A 15,736-nucleotide genomic window follows, 5' to 3' on the forward strand; every position below is an offset into this window, starting at 1 on the left:
AAATACACCCATCTCTGAAACCCCGCCCCCTGTCAGTTCCCTCGGTTGTAATCACTGTTCATTGAATAAACCCATTTGTTTCCCAACTTGATATTTTTGAAATGACAGCATCTCCATCGAGAACGTTTCGTATATCATCACAATTTGGAGTTTCGGTCCACGAATCAATATCGATTCCGCAATGAAATATGCCCAGGGACCAGTTGTTTTGGGGATCGCCATAACTGTTCATAAGTGTCTTTGTATTGTTCATCTGGCCTTCAGAACTACCTACAGGCCAGTGGATCGGAGCGGGATCGTTGGCATGCGCTGAAGCGGACCTGGATTACAACACAGATCGATTATTAAGTTATATGATATACGTATGGTGAAATTCGAGATCGGCAATATCCCGGTCAATTTGCTTAAAATCGTTAGTATCAGGAGAACAATTGATAGATGACATCAGTGATATCGTAGCACTGTACAACAGCGACCCGGAGAAGGAGCACATCCGGCTGGAACGCCACCAGCTTGAGCATGACATCACATTGAGGTACCTGAACAGGTATCTGCCCCATGAAGGCTCCATTCTGGAAGTCGGGGCTGCAACAGGAAGATATACACTCGAATTAGCAGGGCGCGGACATACGCTCACAGCTGTTGACATATCGGAAAAGCTGATTGAGAGATGCAGAAAACGAATAGAAGAACAGGGGCTTGAGAAACATGTACAGTTTCTTGTAGCCGATGCGCGTGATCTCAATGAGGTGCCGGAAAAGGAATTTGACGCTGTTCTGCTTATGGGTCCTCTCTATCATCTGGTTGAAGATGAGGACCGGAAGACGGCTCTGAGGGAAGCATTCAGCCGGCTGAGAGAAGGCGGCATCATATTCTCATCGTTCATCAGCCGCTTCGGCATTCTGGGTGGCGTGCTCAAGCTATTTCCTGAATGGATCGAGAATCAGCCAGAAGTTCGTTCAGTTATCGAGAAAGGCAGCAATCCTGAAAACCTTCGGATAGGAGATTTCCGCGGGTACTTCGCAACCGTCTCCGAGATTGTTCCCCTGCATCAGGGTATCGGATTTGAAACCCTGGTTCTGGCCGGTGTTGAACCAGCTATCTCAGCTGATGATGAAAGTTACAACAGCCTTCAGGGTAAGCGTCGGCAACTATGGCTGGACCTGTTCTTTGAAGCAAGTACGAAGGAATCGGTTATCGGAGCTTCAAGACATCTTCTCTATATCGGCAGGAAACGGGAGAAGTGAACGAATGAAAATTGACAACACCAAACCTGAACACCTCGTAAACCCTTCGACGCTCTCTCAACTGATAGAAAAGGCAGATCGAGTAATCGTCAGGGAATCTCCCTGGATCAATTCAAAAATTTTGTTTGAGTCGAAAGACAGGCAGGATATAATTGCCTTGAAGCAGAGCCTGATTATAGAGAGGCCAAAGGAGTGGTTTCACTGCAAGTGTGACGGCACACCTGCTGTCTATATCTACAGCGGTGATGAAGAAATCATTCGAATAACGAATCATCATGGCCTTTCGATTCGTTGTTCACTCTGGGACAGCGACGCAAGGATTATCGATACCGATAAGTGGCTTTCGTGGTTCGATGAGCGCGGAATCGATGAAGCGCGCGTAGAAGTTGATGAAGCACGTAGAAAATACAAAGGACGGGGATAAACTTAAAAGAGCGAAGCGCGTCTTCAAGTAATATGAAACACACGAATTTTATGACTCGATGCGAGAGAAAATGAGATTCGTTTGGAAACGGAGGAAACGATGCAGTCAGGAAATGAGAGACTTCCTGTTTTCAAGAGAGTAGGCGGGTTCCTGCTCATCATTATCGTGCTTATTGCCTCTTTCCTTCTGGGCATTAAACTGATCGGCATGTTCTCTTCTCATGAACCTGTGCCAGAGTCCTTTCTTGCTGCCGGGTCCTTCTTCAATTCTACGATTGCCATTGTATTAAGCGCTATCGCTCTTACAGCAGCTGTGGTTGCGTATGCTGTAACTTTCCTCACCAGCTGCTTCACGTTCGATTTCAACAAGCCTTTCTTCGCGAGCTTCAAGAAGAAGCTCTATCTTATCAACATCGCCGTTGGCTTGGGCCTATCCCTGGCAATCGGATTCATCATTTCTGTTCCTATCACACCTATCCTGATACATCATGGGCTGCCAGAACCATTACCGTTCATCATTCCCATACTGGCATCGTTGATATGTGTTCAGCTCACTATGGTCTGGATCAATATCTGGGCGCCGCTTAATCGAGCTGTGGTCAGAAAAAGGGCAATTGTGCTCGGAGTTGCCCCCCCTGATCTCGCGAAGGGAGTTCTTGTTGGAGTTTCGGACCCTGGCAAAAGCAGCTTCAAGAAGCTGACTCTTGTAGAAGATGATGTTGGCGTGCTTTGGATAGAGCCTGACCGGCTGGTTTACCGAGGGGATACGGAAAATTTCGTGCTGAAACGGGAGGACATGATCTCCGTAAAATGCAAGGCAGACGCAGGAAGTATGGCCTCATACGCGGGAGCGGCATATCCCATACTGCAATATCGCAGCTCAGACGGAAGTGAGCAGAGCATACGACTTCATTCCTGGGGCAGCTGGTCACTGGGCGGACTGTCTAAATCCCTGAGGCTCATAACTTCGAAGCTCAAATCATGGCAGCTCCGAACACCGGCAGAAAACAGTTGACAGCCACAGGCGTACGACGGAACGTATCGAAGGCATGATTACAGGGAAGTCAGTCCATATCTGTTGACTTCGATTTCAAAGTTCTGTAATTTGAAGTTCATTAAGCGATTCATTCCAGAATTTCTCCGGAGGGAGACGAAGTGAGAGTTGGTTTTGACGCGACTAACATTCTCGGGCACAGCGGGATAAGAACCTACACCCGGGAACTTGTACGGGCTCTGGCCTTCGAGTTTCCAGATGATAAATTTCTGCTTTACACAACGTTCAGTTCTTCGAAAAAGGGCATACTCCAGAAGATCTTCGGTGAATACTCGAATATCGATATTATCGGAGGCCTTCCTCATATAAGAATGCTGGGTGACAGTTTAAAACGCCTGACTGTTCTCACAGGTTCCCTTGCATGGCGATTTCACGAGCGAAAAATTGATATTGTACATCTGACGGATCCATACGGAACTCCGGCATTACCAGGCTCGTTCGTAGCAACTATCAACGATATCTTCCCCATAACTCAGGAACAGTACAGAAACTCAGATCTCCAGAGACAGTACCTCAGCAGGACCCCTGTTCTGCTGAAAAGGGCAGACGCGATAATAACTCCATCAAGTTACGTTGCCGAAACACTTCACAGAAAGTATCCTTCCTGCACACTTGACATTGTACCTGTTCACGATGCCGCCTCCGTATCGTTCAAACCGGTTGCGCCGGATAAGCAGCTCCTGAAACGGTACGGTCTATCCGGTAACTCGTACTTCCTCTTTATCGGACGTGTTGATCCAAGAAAAAACATATCGAATCTACTCGAAGCCTATTCACTCATTCCAGAGGATATTCGCAGGAAGAACCATCTTGTACTTGTCCTGTCCGGAGGCGAGGAAGACAAAAAGAACTTCCAGGCGAGAAACGAAGCTTTCCTTAAAGACCGGTCTGTGCATACGATAGAAGGAATATCGGAGGATGATCTTGTTCAACTGTACTCATCTGCCACTGCATTCGTGTTCCCGTCCTTCGCAGAGGGATTCGGCCTCCCCATTATAGAGGCGATGCAGTGCGGCTGTCCCGTCATTACATCCAATGCGTCATGTCTACCGGAAATAGCGGGAGACGCGGCTATTCTCGTTGATCCACTCAGCCCCACGGAGATTGCATCAGCAATGAAGACACTAACAGATCCCGCCGGTATTCGCGAACAGCTCATACCCCTGGGTTTTGAGCAGGCAAAACATTTTTCCTGGAATTTAACAGCGAAACGCTCTATGGAAGTCTACAGGAGTGTTTTGAGACATAATGGGAAAATTTTCAATTGAATGGTGTTTATCGATTTAAATAATTGTATCCTTTAAGTATCTCAAGCTGAAGAAAACCTTTGTTCTTCGCGAATGCCAGGTAGAGTTCTCTTTCTCGCGATCTGTCGAATGTTCTTCCGTACGGATGAGTTCTATCCACACTGTCAATTCTCAGGGAGTCAACTTCCTTGAAGGGGATCAAATACTTCTCCTGATCGTTTATTCCTCCCCACTTGGAGATGTAATAATTCTTGTTTCTATCATAGAAATATGAGTTAAGCTTGCGCATCTTTTTGTCAGAGCTGATCACGCTGCTTCCCTCGTGGAGTGTTCTTCCAGTCAGGAGACAGGCAACAAGCGGATTGTCAACATCATCCAATGCAGGATTTTCGATAATAGATCCATTACCCTGTGCAAGCCGTACTCTGTAAAAATAATCACAGTCTTCAAAGTATGCCGGGAAGATGTTCTCATCGAAGTACCCAGCTTTTTTGAAAGCGTCCGGCATCAGTATGCACGCGGCAAGTCCCTGAGAATGCTGCCAATCGTCTCCGTGCTTACCGTGCGGTCCCCTCACCGTGACGAGCGCTTTATCATGGGACTCTTCTGCGAGAGAGATCATTCCGTCAATATCACCCGGATGAAAGCGGATATCACTGTTTATAAGAAAGACATAATCGTAACTGTTCTTTTCGTATCCATGATAAAGCGCTTCATTGAAACAAAAGGCTACACCAATGTTGTAGCCTAAATTGAAGATGAACTCGTTTTTAGCATTTGAAGCTATCTTCTCCGATCCAAGGTATTCGGCAATCTCAGGATCTTTTGAAACGAAGTGAAGCAGTAAATCCCAGTCATGTTGAGAATCAATTGAGTTAATCGTCTGTTTCAGCAGATCACATCTGTTCAACGCTATTGTATGAAAAAGGATTCTCAAACCGGCAAGCCCCCTTTAAAGACGCGATCTTAATCGTCAGCAGGAAAAACATATCCTTGCCAACGGGCTACTAATCCTACTTAAACCGATAGAACACACTCCCACACAGTAAGCTACAATACCAGGGAACAGGAAGCCGCGTCAAAGCGAGGTCTGACTGAAATCACCCATTATAATATACAAATCTATGATTAGAATTCGGAATTGCATAAAAAGAACGATACAAAGATATTATGAACCATCTTTCGAGAAAGGGGTTTTTGTGGACGGTGTTTTTCTCAGTGCTCTGTTGCCGCCTCTGAAAGACCTGATTTCAAACAGGAAATGCAGGAAAATCGGCCGCCCGGCAAGGGACGCATTCGGCCTTCTGTTTGACGATGGAATTCTTATTCTGAACGCCAGACCGGATTCTCCGGGCCTCATCTGGAGCAAAACGGCGAATATGACAGAACTGTCCTCCCCGACATGGAACCATCATCTCGACGGTGCAAAAGTTCGGAATATTGTCCAGCCGGGCGCTGACAGAATACTGAATCTCTGTTTCAGCAGTACTCTTCTCTATGGGAATTCCGACGTTACTCTCATCTTTGAGGCTACCGGGCGGAATGCGAACGTTATCCTGGTAAGAGATGAGGATAAGAGAATTCTTGCCTGCCAAAGGAAAGTACTCTCAACCAAAAGCAGGTATAGAACAGTTGCCCCGGGTCAGGTATACGTTCCACCACCATCTTCTGGCCTGTCTCCAGGAGAATGGAACAGTTCCATCGAATTGAAAAGAACCATTGAGAATAAAAAGGCCTCTCCCGCCTTACTATACACGATGCTGGAAGGTGTTGGCCCGACGACCGCACGAGCTCTTATAAGCCATTCGGATATCAATAAGACCTCATTGATCGATGTCGTAATTGAACTTGAGACCGCTCTGCTTGAACAGAATTTCAGCCCATGGTTCGGTCCTGACGGCCCACTTCCCATTGAACTTGGTACAGGAAAACCCATAGAGTTTCCCCTCTCCATGAAAATGACGGGAAAAAACACCTGTCTAAAGGAGGACAGGCTTGAAACATGGTCAGCCATTCTACGGAGGAGGCTGTCTTTCCTTTACAAAAGGCTTAGCAATCTCAAGGTCGCCCTGGATGGACTCGTATCCCCTGAAAAGTACCGAACATGGGGTAACCTGCTTCTCTCAACACAGAATAATTCGAAGAAAGGCCTCAGTGAGATTGTACTGAGGGACTGGAACGGTTTTGAGCACACAATTCCTCTCAAACCCTCAAAGTCACTTAAATCAAATGCCGGCAGGTTTTTCAGGAAGGCTTCAAATACTGGAATAGAGAAACGCAATCTTGAGGAACATGAACAAAGTACGCTGTATGAAATAGAATCCCTGGAAAAGTCACTCTCAAGAGCCCCTGACCTTCCGGTTGCCGAACTGGACGATCTTCTTCGGAATCACCGGAAAAAGGAACTCAATAAGGAAGAAGGGAAAAAACTAATAGGAGCTAAAACACTCAGCGGAGAATGGAGATGCTTCGCGGGAAGAAATGCCAGAGAAAATGAGGAAGTTACATTCAGAATCGGCAAGCGGGGCGACTTATGGTTCCATGCAAGGGGTATTCCAGGTGCCCATGTAGTTCTTAAGCTCGATGGAAGGTCAGACAATCCACCGGAGGATATCATATTGGAGACAGCAATTGAGGCTGCAAGGGGAAGCGGAGCCTCCTCCGGTATCATCCCTGTTGATTATACCAGGGTTCAGTATGTTAACCGCATAAGAAAAGGAAAACCGGGACAGGTTGTATATTCCAGAGAGAAGACTGTTTTTATTGATCTGGACAGACTGCCCTGAATTGAATAGTTAATACAATGAATCAGAATATGACATGGAGAAAAACATGAACAGTAGATTCACGCTGGCCCATCTTGACGTGTTCAAATCCGCTTACCTCTTCCAGGCTCTGGAGCCGGAAGAGCTTGAATTATTCGTTGATAAGGCTCAATATTCTGACCTGGCTCCCAACAGTGTGATAATCCGTGAGGATGACACCGGCGAATATCTATACCTTATCCTGTCAGGCAAAGTTCGCGTGACCAAGAAAACCTTCGAGGGTATCGAACAGATACTCGGAATTCTCAAAATGGGGGATTTCTTCGGTGAAATGGTCCTGCTTGATCGCAGAAGCAGAAGTGCCTCTGTATATTCACATACTCGGGTTGAACTGGCAAAGATCCAGCATTCCAAGGTATCTTGCATATTAAATGAAAACCCCAGGATAGGTCTAAAAGTATTTCACGCGTTCTCAGAGGTTGTTTCCCTCAGACTGCGAAATGCCAACGATAAGCTCAGATCACTTCCCTTTATCGAAAGAACCTTCTGAGGATGGCTAAGAGTGCTGAGGAACTTCTCGCGAAAGCGAAGGAAGCCTCCGGAAATTGCTACTGTCCTTATTCGAATTTTCATGTGATCGCGGTTCTTGAAGATGAGAATGGTGACCTTCACGTTGGGGTCAACGTCGAAAATTCCTCCTATGGTCTTACCGTGTGTGCCGAAAGGGCAGCGGTTTTTTCAGCGGTTTCAAACGGACAGAAGAAATTCAAAAGGATTCTGATATACTCGCCTGATGGTGAACCTATGCCGTGCGGAGCCTGCAGGGAAGTACTTGCCGAATTCTGCGATGATGATTTCCAGGTGATGGTGGCAACGAACGACACGGTCAAGTCCTATACTCTCACTGAACTACTCCCACACCGCTTCTAATACCCTCTCAAGCGATAGTATTTATATGCTATTCGATCCCTATCATGGAAAGGGATATACGCTTTCTTTTAATGTCCACATCCATGACCTTTACTCTGAGTTTTTGACCTGCCGAAACTACATCTGCCGGATTTTTAATATATCTGTCAGCCATCTGGCTGATATGGACAAGTCCATCCTGATGAACCCCTATATCTACAAAAGCGCCGAAATTCGTAACATTCGTTACTATTCCGGGCAGTATCATTCCCTCATCAAGATCCTTAATATCATGGACATCAGCAAAACTGAACATCTGGAAGGATTTTCTGGGATCCCTTCCTGGTTTTTCCAGCTCATCCATGATATCACGCAGCGTGGGAAGCCCGATTTTTCCACTGATAAACTCTTTGAGATCAATTGATTTCCGGATCTCCTCTGACTTCATCAGTTCTGTAACACTCGAACCCTTCGATCTGGCCATCCGTTCAACCAGTGCATAACTTTCCGGATGAACACCGCTTCCATCCAATGGGTTCTGCCCTTTTCTGATCCTTAAAAAACCCGCGGACTGCTCAAAGGCAACAGATCCGAGACCTGTAACCTGCAGAAGCTGTTGACGGCTGGAAAATGCTCCGTTCTTCTCTCTCCATTCGAGAATATTTCCAGATACTTTCGCGGAAAGACCGGATACATACGATAGAAGTCGAGCACTTGCTGTATTGATATCAACGCCAACTCTGTTGACACAGCTCATCACTGTATCATCAAGAGCCTTGTGCAGTTTTTTACTGTCCACATCATGTTGATACTGGCCTACTCCTATGGACTTAGGGTCTATCTTGACCAGTTCCGCCAGGGGATCCTGAAGCCTTCTTCCTATCGAGATCGCTCCGCGTACAGTGATATCAAAATCGGGAAATTCCTCCCTGGCAATTTCGGAAGCCGAGTAGATTGATGCTCCGCTCTCGTTCACCGATACAGCTTTTACATCCTGCGGAAGCCCCACTTCGCCCAGGAATTTTTCGGTTTCCCGGCCGGCAGTACCATTACCAACAGCGATGTACTTCGGTCCGAATCTCTCTATCAACCCGTTAACGGTTTTAGCGGATTCCACTTTTTTCGCTTCAGACATAAAGGGAAATATCGCTGTATTATGTTGAACCAATCCCTGTGAATCGAGACAGACAAGCTTGCAGCCGGTCCGGAAACCAGGATCTATTGCCAGCACTTCTTTCGAACCCAGCGGTGGAGCAAGCAGAAGTTCTCTCAGATTTGATGCGAATACTACTATTGCCTCATCATCCGCCGCCTCCCTGCTTCTGCAGCGGGTCTCCGTCTCCATAGACGGAGCGAGAAGTCTCTGGAAACCATCCTTTGCGGCCTCAGCGATTATTCTTTCTTCAGGAGTATCGGGGTTCATGCATTTTCCTGACAGAATAATGTCCATTGCTCTATCAATCGACACTGTTATCCTGAGAGATAGAACTTTTTTCTCCTCTCCCCTTCGCATCGCAAGAACTCTGTGTGATGGAGTTCTGCATACAGGTTCATCCCATTCAAAATAATCTCTGAATTTCGCCCCTTCCTCCTCCATTCCCGAATTCACCCTGCATTTGTAGTTGCCTGTATTCCAGTAAAGCCTTCGCATAGGGTTTCTGATTTCAGCGTCATGTGACAGCACTTCCGCAATGATATCCCGTGCTCCTGCAAGTGCATCTTCCAGTGTTTCAACGCCTTTTTTCGGATCCAGATATTCGAGCGCATACAAAGATGGATCATCACCCTTCTGAAGCAGTATCCGCAGCGCAAGAGGCTCGAGCCCCTTCTCCTTTGCCTTTGTGGCTCTGGTTCTTCTTTTAGGACGGAACGGCAGATAGATATCTTCAAGAGAAACCACAGTATCCGCATTGATGATCCTGTCCTTCAAATCGTCTGTAAGAAGTTCTCTTTCATCAAGTGACCGCAGTATGGATTCCCTTCTACCATCAAGTTTTTTCAGCTGTTCCAGTCTGTCACGAACGGTTATGACGGAAACTTCATCCATGCTTCCGGTAGCTTCCTTTCGATACCTTGCAATAAAAGGTACGGTAGCTCCCTCCGCAAGTAGAGACGCGACAGCGGCAACGTATTTTGTGCTTAATCTTGTTTCAAGGGATATCTTTTTATAATGATAGTTTTGCATTTCTTTCTCTTTCAGAACTGTCTGAAGGACTGGAAGATAAGCAAGGATTACTGATGGAGATGGTTCAATTTATCCAGGTTGAATGACCTATACCCTTTTCTTGATGGATCGGACGGTATTGAATACCTGTATGAATGATTATTTCACTGATACATGAAGAACATCTCCTGGATCAGGGTTATTTTCAGCCCGGTTTGATGAAAATTCTACTCCAGGATCTCAAGAGCCTCATTAATCGCGTCACGAACCTTCACCATTACATCGGGAGTCAATGTAAGCCCCTTGCGAGTAGGCTTCCAATCACCCTTATCGTCCATATAGTATATTCTGGCGCCTATGTACTGGCTCCCTTTGAATTCGGAAAGCTCAACTCTAATCAGATCCTGTCCTTTTTCTATATCCTTTACTGTCTTCTCCACTGTTTCTCCATTCATTGTTTTTTAACCGCTCATTTTAGTTGAACCGGAAGTCTAATGAAAAATGGCGGTGAAATGCAAGCCCGGTTCCAATCCGCCTGCAATTAGCCGTAGAACAATCTGTTTAATTTCAGGATTAATTATTGATCTGATTAGTATCTGACATGGATGAACTTTATCAGCCACATTCGGAATAGCCGCAATTGAGGGAACAGGAAACACATCCTGATTCGTACTTGAGAGGTCCTCCGCACATTGGACAGGCTCCAGCAAGGTTCTCCACGACTTCTTCATCGTTCGATTCAGCAGCATTCGTTTCAGTATCGTTACTCTGTTTCGCCTGTACCGGTTCGATGGATTGTATTGTGGCGGTACTGTTCATGATTAAAGTATCCACATTCTCGTTGCCGTACCATTCAATGGTCTGGCCAATGGCATCAGCGCAGGATAGGATTCTGTTACCACCCTGCCAGACTATTCTATGGCAGCTGATACCCTTGAGTTCTTTCACTATTGCCTCGGGTTTGACATTGGATCTTAGAGCCAGAGAAATGAGCCTGCTTATAGCTTCCGACTGGCTGGCTGCGCAACCGCCGGCTTTCCCCATCTGTGAAAACAGTTCAACAGGACCATTTTCGTCTCTGTTTATTGTCACATACAGCTTTCCGCACCCTGTTCTGATTCTTCTTGTTATCCCTGAAGTAACATCTCCCCTGTCCCGTGGGCTTATTGGCATTAATGGTAGCGTAACTTCATCGGCCTTCTCGGACTCCCTTGATTTTGCAAGGTTAAGAACCTGCTTGTCCCTGCTTTTATCCCGATAAACCGTAACACCTTTGCAACCAATCCTGCGGGAAAGCTTGAAAATTTCAGCGACACTCTTCCTTGAAGCGTTCTCGGGAAGATTCACCGTTTTTGAAACTGCGTTATCGGTGTATTTCTGGAAAGCAGCCTGCATCCTTACGTGGTAAGCGGGAGATATATCATGAGAAGTGACAAATATTCTCTGAATATCCCCTGGAATCTCGGGTATTCCCTGGCAAGTGCCTTTTTCAGCAATTATCGTAAAAACTTCTTCAGAGAAGAAATTTCTTTCACTCGCAATTCTCGCGAATTCTGGAACTACTTCATGCAGTTCATCATCTTTGTCCAACAGGTTCTTTCTTGTAAAAGCAAGAGCAAATACAGGTTCAATTCCACCTGAACATCCGGCAAGGATGCTGATTGAACCGGTTGGCGCAATTGTGGTTACTGTCGCGTTACGTATCATAGGCATATGCTTGCTGTCGTAAACGCTTCCTTTGAAATTCGGAAATGCTCCACGTTCCGCGGCCAGATCTGTGCTTGCTTTTTTTCCCTTCTCAGCAATGAAACTCATAAGTTCTTCTGCGAACAGCAATGCTTCCTCGGAGTCATAAGGTATTCCCAGCCTGAAGAGAAGATCTGCAAAACCCATAACACCAAGACCTATTTTTCGATTCCCGGCTACCATCTCAGCTATCTCATCAAGAGGATAACGATTTATCTCAATTACATCGTCCAGAAACCTTACAGCAGTTTTCACAGTTGTTTCAAGCTTAGCCCAGTTCATTTTAAACATTCCGGTTTCGCTTTTTTCCACCATAACTGAAACATTTACAGAACCAAGGTTGCACGCTTCATATGGAAGCAGTGGCTGCTCTCCACATGGATTTGTAGCTTCAATATCAGCGATATGCGGTGTAGGGTTAGCGTCATTCATGCGGTCAATGAAAACCAGTCCCGGCTCCCCTGAATTCCAGGCTGAATCAATAATTGAGTCGAATATTTCATTTGCGTCCTTTGAACCAACTACTTTGCCGTTCCGGGGGTTCACAATATTGTACTTGGTTCCCCTTTCAACTGCATCCATGAATTCATCGGTAGCTGCGACTGAAAGATTGAAATTGTTAAGCTTTTCCATATTGCGCTTAACGTTTATGAATTCACAAATGTCGGGATGGTCCACCCTGAGAACGGCCATGTTTGCTCCCCGGCGAACCCCTCCCTGCTTGACGGTTTCGGTTGCCTGATCAAAAACATTCATGAAAGATATAGGACCGCTGGAAATACCTTTCGTTGACATTACAGTATCATTTACAGGGCGTATCTTGGAGAATGAGAACCCTGTTCCCCCCCCACTCTTATGTATCAGCGCCGTATTCTTTACAGCGGAGAATATGCTTTCCATACTGTCTTCAATGGGAAGAACGAAGCACGCTGAAAGCTGCCCGAGTTCTCGTCCGGCATTCATTAGTGTGGGAGAATTGGGAAGGAATTCCTTTTTAGCCATCATATTGTAGAATGTGATCGTCATCTGTTCTACATCGTTCTCGTATTTTTCCTCAGCAGACGCAACGGCTTCAGCAACACGCAGAAACATATCCCCCGGCTTCTCAATGATCTCACCGGATTCGTTTCTTTTCAGATACCGTTTCTTCAAAACAGTTTGTGCGTTCTTGCTGAATTCAGGCGTAATCAATCCAATGAAATCAGATGAGTTCTTTCCTTCATCAACAAGCTTTTCACTGCTACTGTCTGTTTTCGAGAATAGATCGTTCTGCAGATGAAGTTCAGCCAACTACACCCTCCTGCCCCATTTGTAAGGGGTAATCATCAGCAGAAATAATAACCACTATTAGTTAATCTGCATATGTAAATTTTATCACTACTTTCAAACCTATAATTGGTTTCAACTTTTAAACTAACTCAGATCCCGGTCACAAGTCAAAACGCCATCGATAGAGGTAGACTATCAATATTTTGTACCTTTGGCAAGGGGGCACTACTACAGGTTGTGTTGAACGCTAACGTATTGGCATATGGACGATTCGTTTGCTTGTTTATAAGCAACGAATATTCTATATTGTGAGCAGTATGAAAAGCAAACGAAGAAAGAGTTTTGAAAAGGAAGTGCTCAGTCACCTGGACAGGCTCTATGGATATGCAATGCATCTTTGCAAGAATAGTGAAGACGCGTCCGACCTTATCCAGGATACTTATCTGAACGCACTCAAATCCGAGAAGCAGTATTCCCTTGGAACAAATGCGGGGGCATGGTTGTTCACAATAATGCGTAATACATTTTTGAATGAAATTAGAAGAAATGAAAGAAAGCCAATAGGTATGGCTGGAGAATGGATAGAACAGATGGTCAGGGAAGATGTATCGGAGCTGCACAAGCACGGTCCCGACCCGAGTGTAAAGTGTCTTGATAATTTACTGAAGGAAGATATAACAAGAGCTATCGCTAATCTTCCTGAGGAGTTCAAGGATTCCATAGTACTCTGCGATGTTCAGGGATTTTCATACACAGATATTGCATCTATTCTTGATATACCGATAGGTACGGTAAGATCCAGGATACACAGAGGCAGACTAATACTGCGCCATTTGCTTTCTGACTGGAAGAATGTGGCAATGGGGGAGAGTTGATATGACATGTGAAGATGCTCATTTACACATGCACGATTACATTTCTGGTGAGCTGGCTCCCGAGCATCGAGAAAACCTTATGGACCATATTGATGGATGTCCGGACTGCAGGGAATTCTTCAGACAGACCGAACACATTCAGCAAACCATGAGAGATTACATGCAATACAAGGCTCCCTTCGAGCTGCAGAACACTATCAGCAGTTTACTGACAAATGCATGATTTGTCGGAATCGACAGTTGCCAGAATCTCAGCTGCGGTTATCGGATTCCTGCTTCTCGCGTTGATGCCGGTACTGTTCAGGAAACCTTCTACTACTATTTCAGATATAGGAGAAATCGCCATCCGTGCATCTATGATTTCCCTATTCGATTCCGTCTGGTCTGGCAACTGGTGGATAATCGAGGGGATTGAACCTCCTCTCCCCGGTGAAGTAGCCTTCGGAATACATGATTATTACCCTTACAAACTTATTACCGCGAGAGATGCGAGAACCGGTGATGTTCTTGTCAGAATTGTTTCTCCGTTAAATCTCCCGCCGAACCCGCATTTTGTAACCCACAAGGATTTTCATATCACCGCTGTTGTACAGGATACAGATGCTTTGGTCATTATACGGGGCCAGGACTCCGAATCCTGGCCGGTCCGGCTGTTCTCAATTATTACTAGTGGCTGATTCGGACAGTATTTATTAATATCCTGTTGAAATTGAATTTTTATGAATGGAAAGACACGAATATGAGAAGTACAATTGTGTTGTTCGTGATTTCTCTTGTTCTTATCTACGGCTGCGGTGAAAGAACAGAAGAAGTAGAATCCGCCGATAATGATTCATCGTACACCAGCCAACTTTCGGTGCGGCTGCCCGGTGTTCTTATTGCTCCCACTGGAGATACGGTAGACATTCTCCTCGAAACTGATGTCATTCTTTACTATTGGCTCCCGCTTGATAAACACGATGATATGCAGGCCGACCTTCTTTTCCTGGCTTCGCTTGATACAACCTGTCTGGCTCTGCCTGTCCAGCCGGATCACAATTCGAGAAATCATGCTCAGCGCGTTATCAATAACATGGAAATATCTTTGCCCGTATATCTCGCGGATTCCACTGTCATGAAGAAGATGGATACCAATATACTGCCAACCTGCCTGATACTGACTACCGGGGGCGAAGAGATCACTGGAAACGGTTTCGGATCTCCTTCAAGGCTTCTCTCTTCCATCCACTGTGGGGAATAATGGACAGATACTTTCTTAGCGATGTTCATCTTTTCCCGGAGAGGGAATCCCATCCCGGCCGGGACAAATTCATTTCCTTTCTTAATTATCTCCATGATTCCCACGATTCCGGAGAATTCTGGATACTGGGCGACCTCTTCGATTTCTGGTTTGAATACCAAAGTGTCGTTCCATCCGGATATGAAAGAAGCCTTTCTGCATTAAGAAGCCTTTCCGATAAAGGATGGAAAGTTCATTTTCTTCCAGGCAATCATGATTTCTGGGTAGGAAAGCATTTTGAGGAAGCGACCGGAGCAACGATACACCTCGAAGATTATCTGACATTGGAAATGAATGGAAAGCGGGTGCTCCTGGCCCATGGTGACGGGCTGGGATCCGGCGATGTCGGTTACAGACTTTTAAAGCCGGTTTTGAGGTCTGGTACAAGCAAATTCCTCTTCAGACTTCTTCATCCTGACGTTGGCACTTTCCTCGCTAGACGTTTCTCAGATACCAGTAAGCGGATACTCAGGCGTGACCTTGACAGCATCCCCTCAGGACTGCAGAACTGGATTAATGACAAATTCGATGAGGGTATTGATATCATCATTATGGGTCATACACACCTGGACACTGTCAAAAGAAGTAAAACAGGTATATATGTTTCTCTTGGAGACTGGCTGACGAGATTCACCTACTGCCGTATGAATAATGGCACCGGGCAACCTGAACTGTTAACATATTCACATGGAATATCCAACAGTCAGAGGGAGAAGAGGGAACAGTGACAGAGTTACCAGCAAAGGATAAGAACCCGG

17 protein-coding genes are annotated in these 15,736 nt (G+C 45.7%); 12 read left to right on the forward strand and 5 right to left on the reverse strand.

Features of this window, described 5'->3' with window-relative positions:
* Positions 1–58: 58 nt before the first annotated feature.
* Positions 59–253, reverse strand: a complete 195-nt coding sequence (locus K8S15_03720) for a hypothetical protein (protein MCD4775141.1) — start codon at positions 251–253, stop codon at positions 59–61.
* A gap of 178 nt (positions 254–431) precedes the next feature.
* On the opposite strand from K8S15_03720, the gene K8S15_03725 reads away from it, so the two are divergent.
* The 4 genes from K8S15_03725 to K8S15_03740 all read left to right on the forward strand — a co-directional run bounded on the left by K8S15_03725 (position 432) and on the right by K8S15_03740 (position 3,992).
* Positions 432–1,247: a class I SAM-dependent methyltransferase gene (locus tag K8S15_03725; GenBank protein ID MCD4775142.1), complete on the forward strand. Its 816-nt coding sequence runs from the start codon at positions 432–434 to the stop codon at positions 1,245–1,247.
* Positions 1,248–1,251: 4 nt separating this feature from the next.
* Positions 1,252–1,671 (forward strand): hypothetical protein, encoded by a 420-nt coding sequence (locus K8S15_03730; protein MCD4775143.1) that lies wholly within the window; start codon positions 1,252–1,254, stop codon positions 1,669–1,671.
* A gap of 99 nt (positions 1,672–1,770) precedes the next feature.
* Complete coding sequence (locus tag K8S15_03735; protein MCD4775144.1) at positions 1,771–2,685, forward strand: hypothetical protein; 915 nt, start codon at positions 1,771–1,773, stop codon at positions 2,683–2,685.
* Between the two features lie 140 nt (positions 2,686–2,825).
* Complete coding sequence (locus K8S15_03740; GenBank protein MCD4775145.1) at positions 2,826–3,992, forward strand: glycosyltransferase family 4 protein; 1,167 nt, start codon at positions 2,826–2,828, stop codon at positions 3,990–3,992.
* 7 nt (positions 3,993–3,999) lie between these two features.
* On the opposite strand, the gene K8S15_03745 is transcribed toward K8S15_03740, so the two are convergent.
* Positions 4,000–4,908: a hypothetical protein gene (locus K8S15_03745; protein MCD4775146.1), complete on the reverse strand. Its 909-nt coding sequence runs from the start codon at positions 4,906–4,908 to the stop codon at positions 4,000–4,002.
* Between the two features lie 262 nt (positions 4,909–5,170).
* Between K8S15_03745 and K8S15_03750 the strand changes: the two genes are divergently transcribed.
* Genes K8S15_03750 through cdd form a run of 3 tightly spaced genes read left to right on the forward strand, consistent with a single transcriptional unit; the run spans position 5,171 to position 7,666 of the window.
* Positions 5,171–6,757, forward strand: a complete 1,587-nt coding sequence (locus tag K8S15_03750; GenBank protein MCD4775147.1) for an NFACT family protein — start codon at positions 5,171–5,173, stop codon at positions 6,755–6,757.
* A gap of 46 nt (positions 6,758–6,803) precedes the next feature.
* Complete coding sequence (locus tag K8S15_03755) at positions 6,804–7,286, forward strand: cyclic nucleotide-binding domain-containing protein (GenBank protein ID MCD4775148.1); 483 nt, start codon at positions 6,804–6,806, stop codon at positions 7,284–7,286.
* A 2-nt stretch (positions 7,287–7,288) separates the two neighbouring features.
* On the forward strand, positions 7,289–7,666 hold the full coding sequence (cdd, locus tag K8S15_03760; GenBank protein ID MCD4775149.1) for a cytidine deaminase: 378 nt from the start codon (positions 7,289–7,291) through the stop codon (positions 7,664–7,666).
* Positions 7,667–7,694: 28 nt separating this feature from the next.
* Here cdd and K8S15_03765 read toward each other — a convergent pair whose 3' ends face one another.
* From K8S15_03765 to K8S15_03775, 3 genes are all read right to left on the reverse strand, one after another.
* Positions 7,695–9,830 carry an RNA-binding transcriptional accessory protein gene (locus K8S15_03765; protein MCD4775150.1) on the reverse strand — a complete coding sequence of 712 codons (2,136 nt, stop codon included), beginning with the start codon at positions 9,828–9,830 and terminating at the stop codon, positions 7,695–7,697.
* A 206-nt stretch (positions 9,831–10,036) separates the two neighbouring features.
* Entirely contained in the window at positions 10,037–10,249 is a 213-nt protein-coding gene (locus K8S15_03770) for a transcriptional coactivator p15/PC4 family protein (GenBank protein MCD4775151.1), read from the reverse strand.
* Positions 10,250–10,424: 175 nt separating this feature from the next.
* On the reverse strand, positions 10,425–12,752 hold the full coding sequence (locus K8S15_03775) for a vitamin B12-dependent ribonucleotide reductase (protein ID MCD4775152.1): 2,328 nt from the start codon (positions 12,750–12,752) through the stop codon (positions 10,425–10,427).
* Between the two features lie 389 nt (positions 12,753–13,141).
* Here K8S15_03775 and K8S15_03780 point away from each other — a divergent pair, with 389 nt between their 5' ends.
* From K8S15_03780 to K8S15_03800, 5 genes are all read left to right on the forward strand, one after another.
* Positions 13,142–13,699 carry a sigma-70 family RNA polymerase sigma factor gene (locus K8S15_03780; GenBank protein MCD4775153.1) on the forward strand — a complete coding sequence of 186 codons (558 nt, stop codon included), beginning with the start codon at positions 13,142–13,144 and terminating at the stop codon, positions 13,697–13,699.
* 1 nt (position 13,700) lies between these two features.
* Entirely contained in the window at positions 13,701–13,922 is a 222-nt protein-coding gene (locus K8S15_03785; GenBank protein ID MCD4775154.1) for a zf-HC2 domain-containing protein, read from the forward strand.
* Complete coding sequence (locus K8S15_03790) at positions 13,915–14,376, forward strand: hypothetical protein (GenBank protein ID MCD4775155.1); 462 nt, start codon at positions 13,915–13,917, stop codon at positions 14,374–14,376. Before K8S15_03785 ends, K8S15_03790 begins: the two co-directional genes overlap by 8 nt.
* A gap of 62 nt (positions 14,377–14,438) precedes the next feature.
* Positions 14,439–14,939 (forward strand): hypothetical protein, encoded by a 501-nt coding sequence (locus K8S15_03795; protein ID MCD4775156.1) that lies wholly within the window; start codon positions 14,439–14,441, stop codon positions 14,937–14,939.
* Positions 14,939–15,706, forward strand: a complete 768-nt coding sequence (locus K8S15_03800; GenBank protein MCD4775157.1) for a UDP-2,3-diacylglucosamine diphosphatase — start codon at positions 14,939–14,941, stop codon at positions 15,704–15,706. The genes K8S15_03795 and K8S15_03800 overlap by 1 nt, the downstream gene beginning before the upstream one ends.
* The last annotated feature ends 30 nt before the right edge of the window (positions 15,707–15,736 follow it).

Source organism: Candidatus Aegiribacteria sp., from assembly GCA_021108005.1.
Taxonomy (GTDB): domain Bacteria; phylum Fermentibacterota; class Fermentibacteria; order Fermentibacterales; family JCC-6; genus Aegiribacteria.

What these genes read in the sequence shown, in the direction of transcription:
- K8S15_03730 (MCD4775143.1), top strand. Translation starts at nt 1,252, where the DNA reads ATGAAAATTGACAACACCAAACCTGAACACCTCGTAAACCCTTCGACG.
- K8S15_03785 (MCD4775154.1), top strand. Translation starts at nt 13,701, where the DNA reads ATGACATGTGAAGATGCTCATTTACACATGCACGATTACATTTCTGGT.
- K8S15_03735 (MCD4775144.1), top strand. Translation starts at nt 1,771, where the DNA reads ATGCAGTCAGGAAATGAGAGACTTCCTGTTTTCAAGAGAGTAGGCGGG.
- K8S15_03720 (MCD4775141.1), bottom strand. Translation starts at nt 253, where the DNA reads ATGAACAATACAAAGACACTTATGAACAGTTATGGCGATCCCCAAAAC.
- K8S15_03800 (MCD4775157.1), top strand. Translation starts at nt 14,939, where the DNA reads ATGGACAGATACTTTCTTAGCGATGTTCATCTTTTCCCGGAGAGGGAA.
- K8S15_03755 (MCD4775148.1), top strand. Translation starts at nt 6,804, where the DNA reads ATGAACAGTAGATTCACGCTGGCCCATCTTGACGTGTTCAAATCCGCT.
- K8S15_03765 (MCD4775150.1), bottom strand. Translation starts at nt 9,830, where the DNA reads ATGCAAAACTATCATTATAAAAAGATATCCCTTGAAACAAGATTAAGC.
- K8S15_03790 (MCD4775155.1), top strand. Translation starts at nt 13,915, where the DNA reads ATGCATGATTTGTCGGAATCGACAGTTGCCAGAATCTCAGCTGCGGTT.
- cdd (MCD4775149.1), top strand. Translation starts at nt 7,289, where the DNA reads ATGGCTAAGAGTGCTGAGGAACTTCTCGCGAAAGCGAAGGAAGCCTCC.
- K8S15_03795 (MCD4775156.1), top strand. Translation starts at nt 14,439, where the DNA reads ATGAGAAGTACAATTGTGTTGTTCGTGATTTCTCTTGTTCTTATCTAC.
- K8S15_03780 (MCD4775153.1), top strand. Translation starts at nt 13,142, where the DNA reads ATGAAAAGCAAACGAAGAAAGAGTTTTGAAAAGGAAGTGCTCAGTCAC.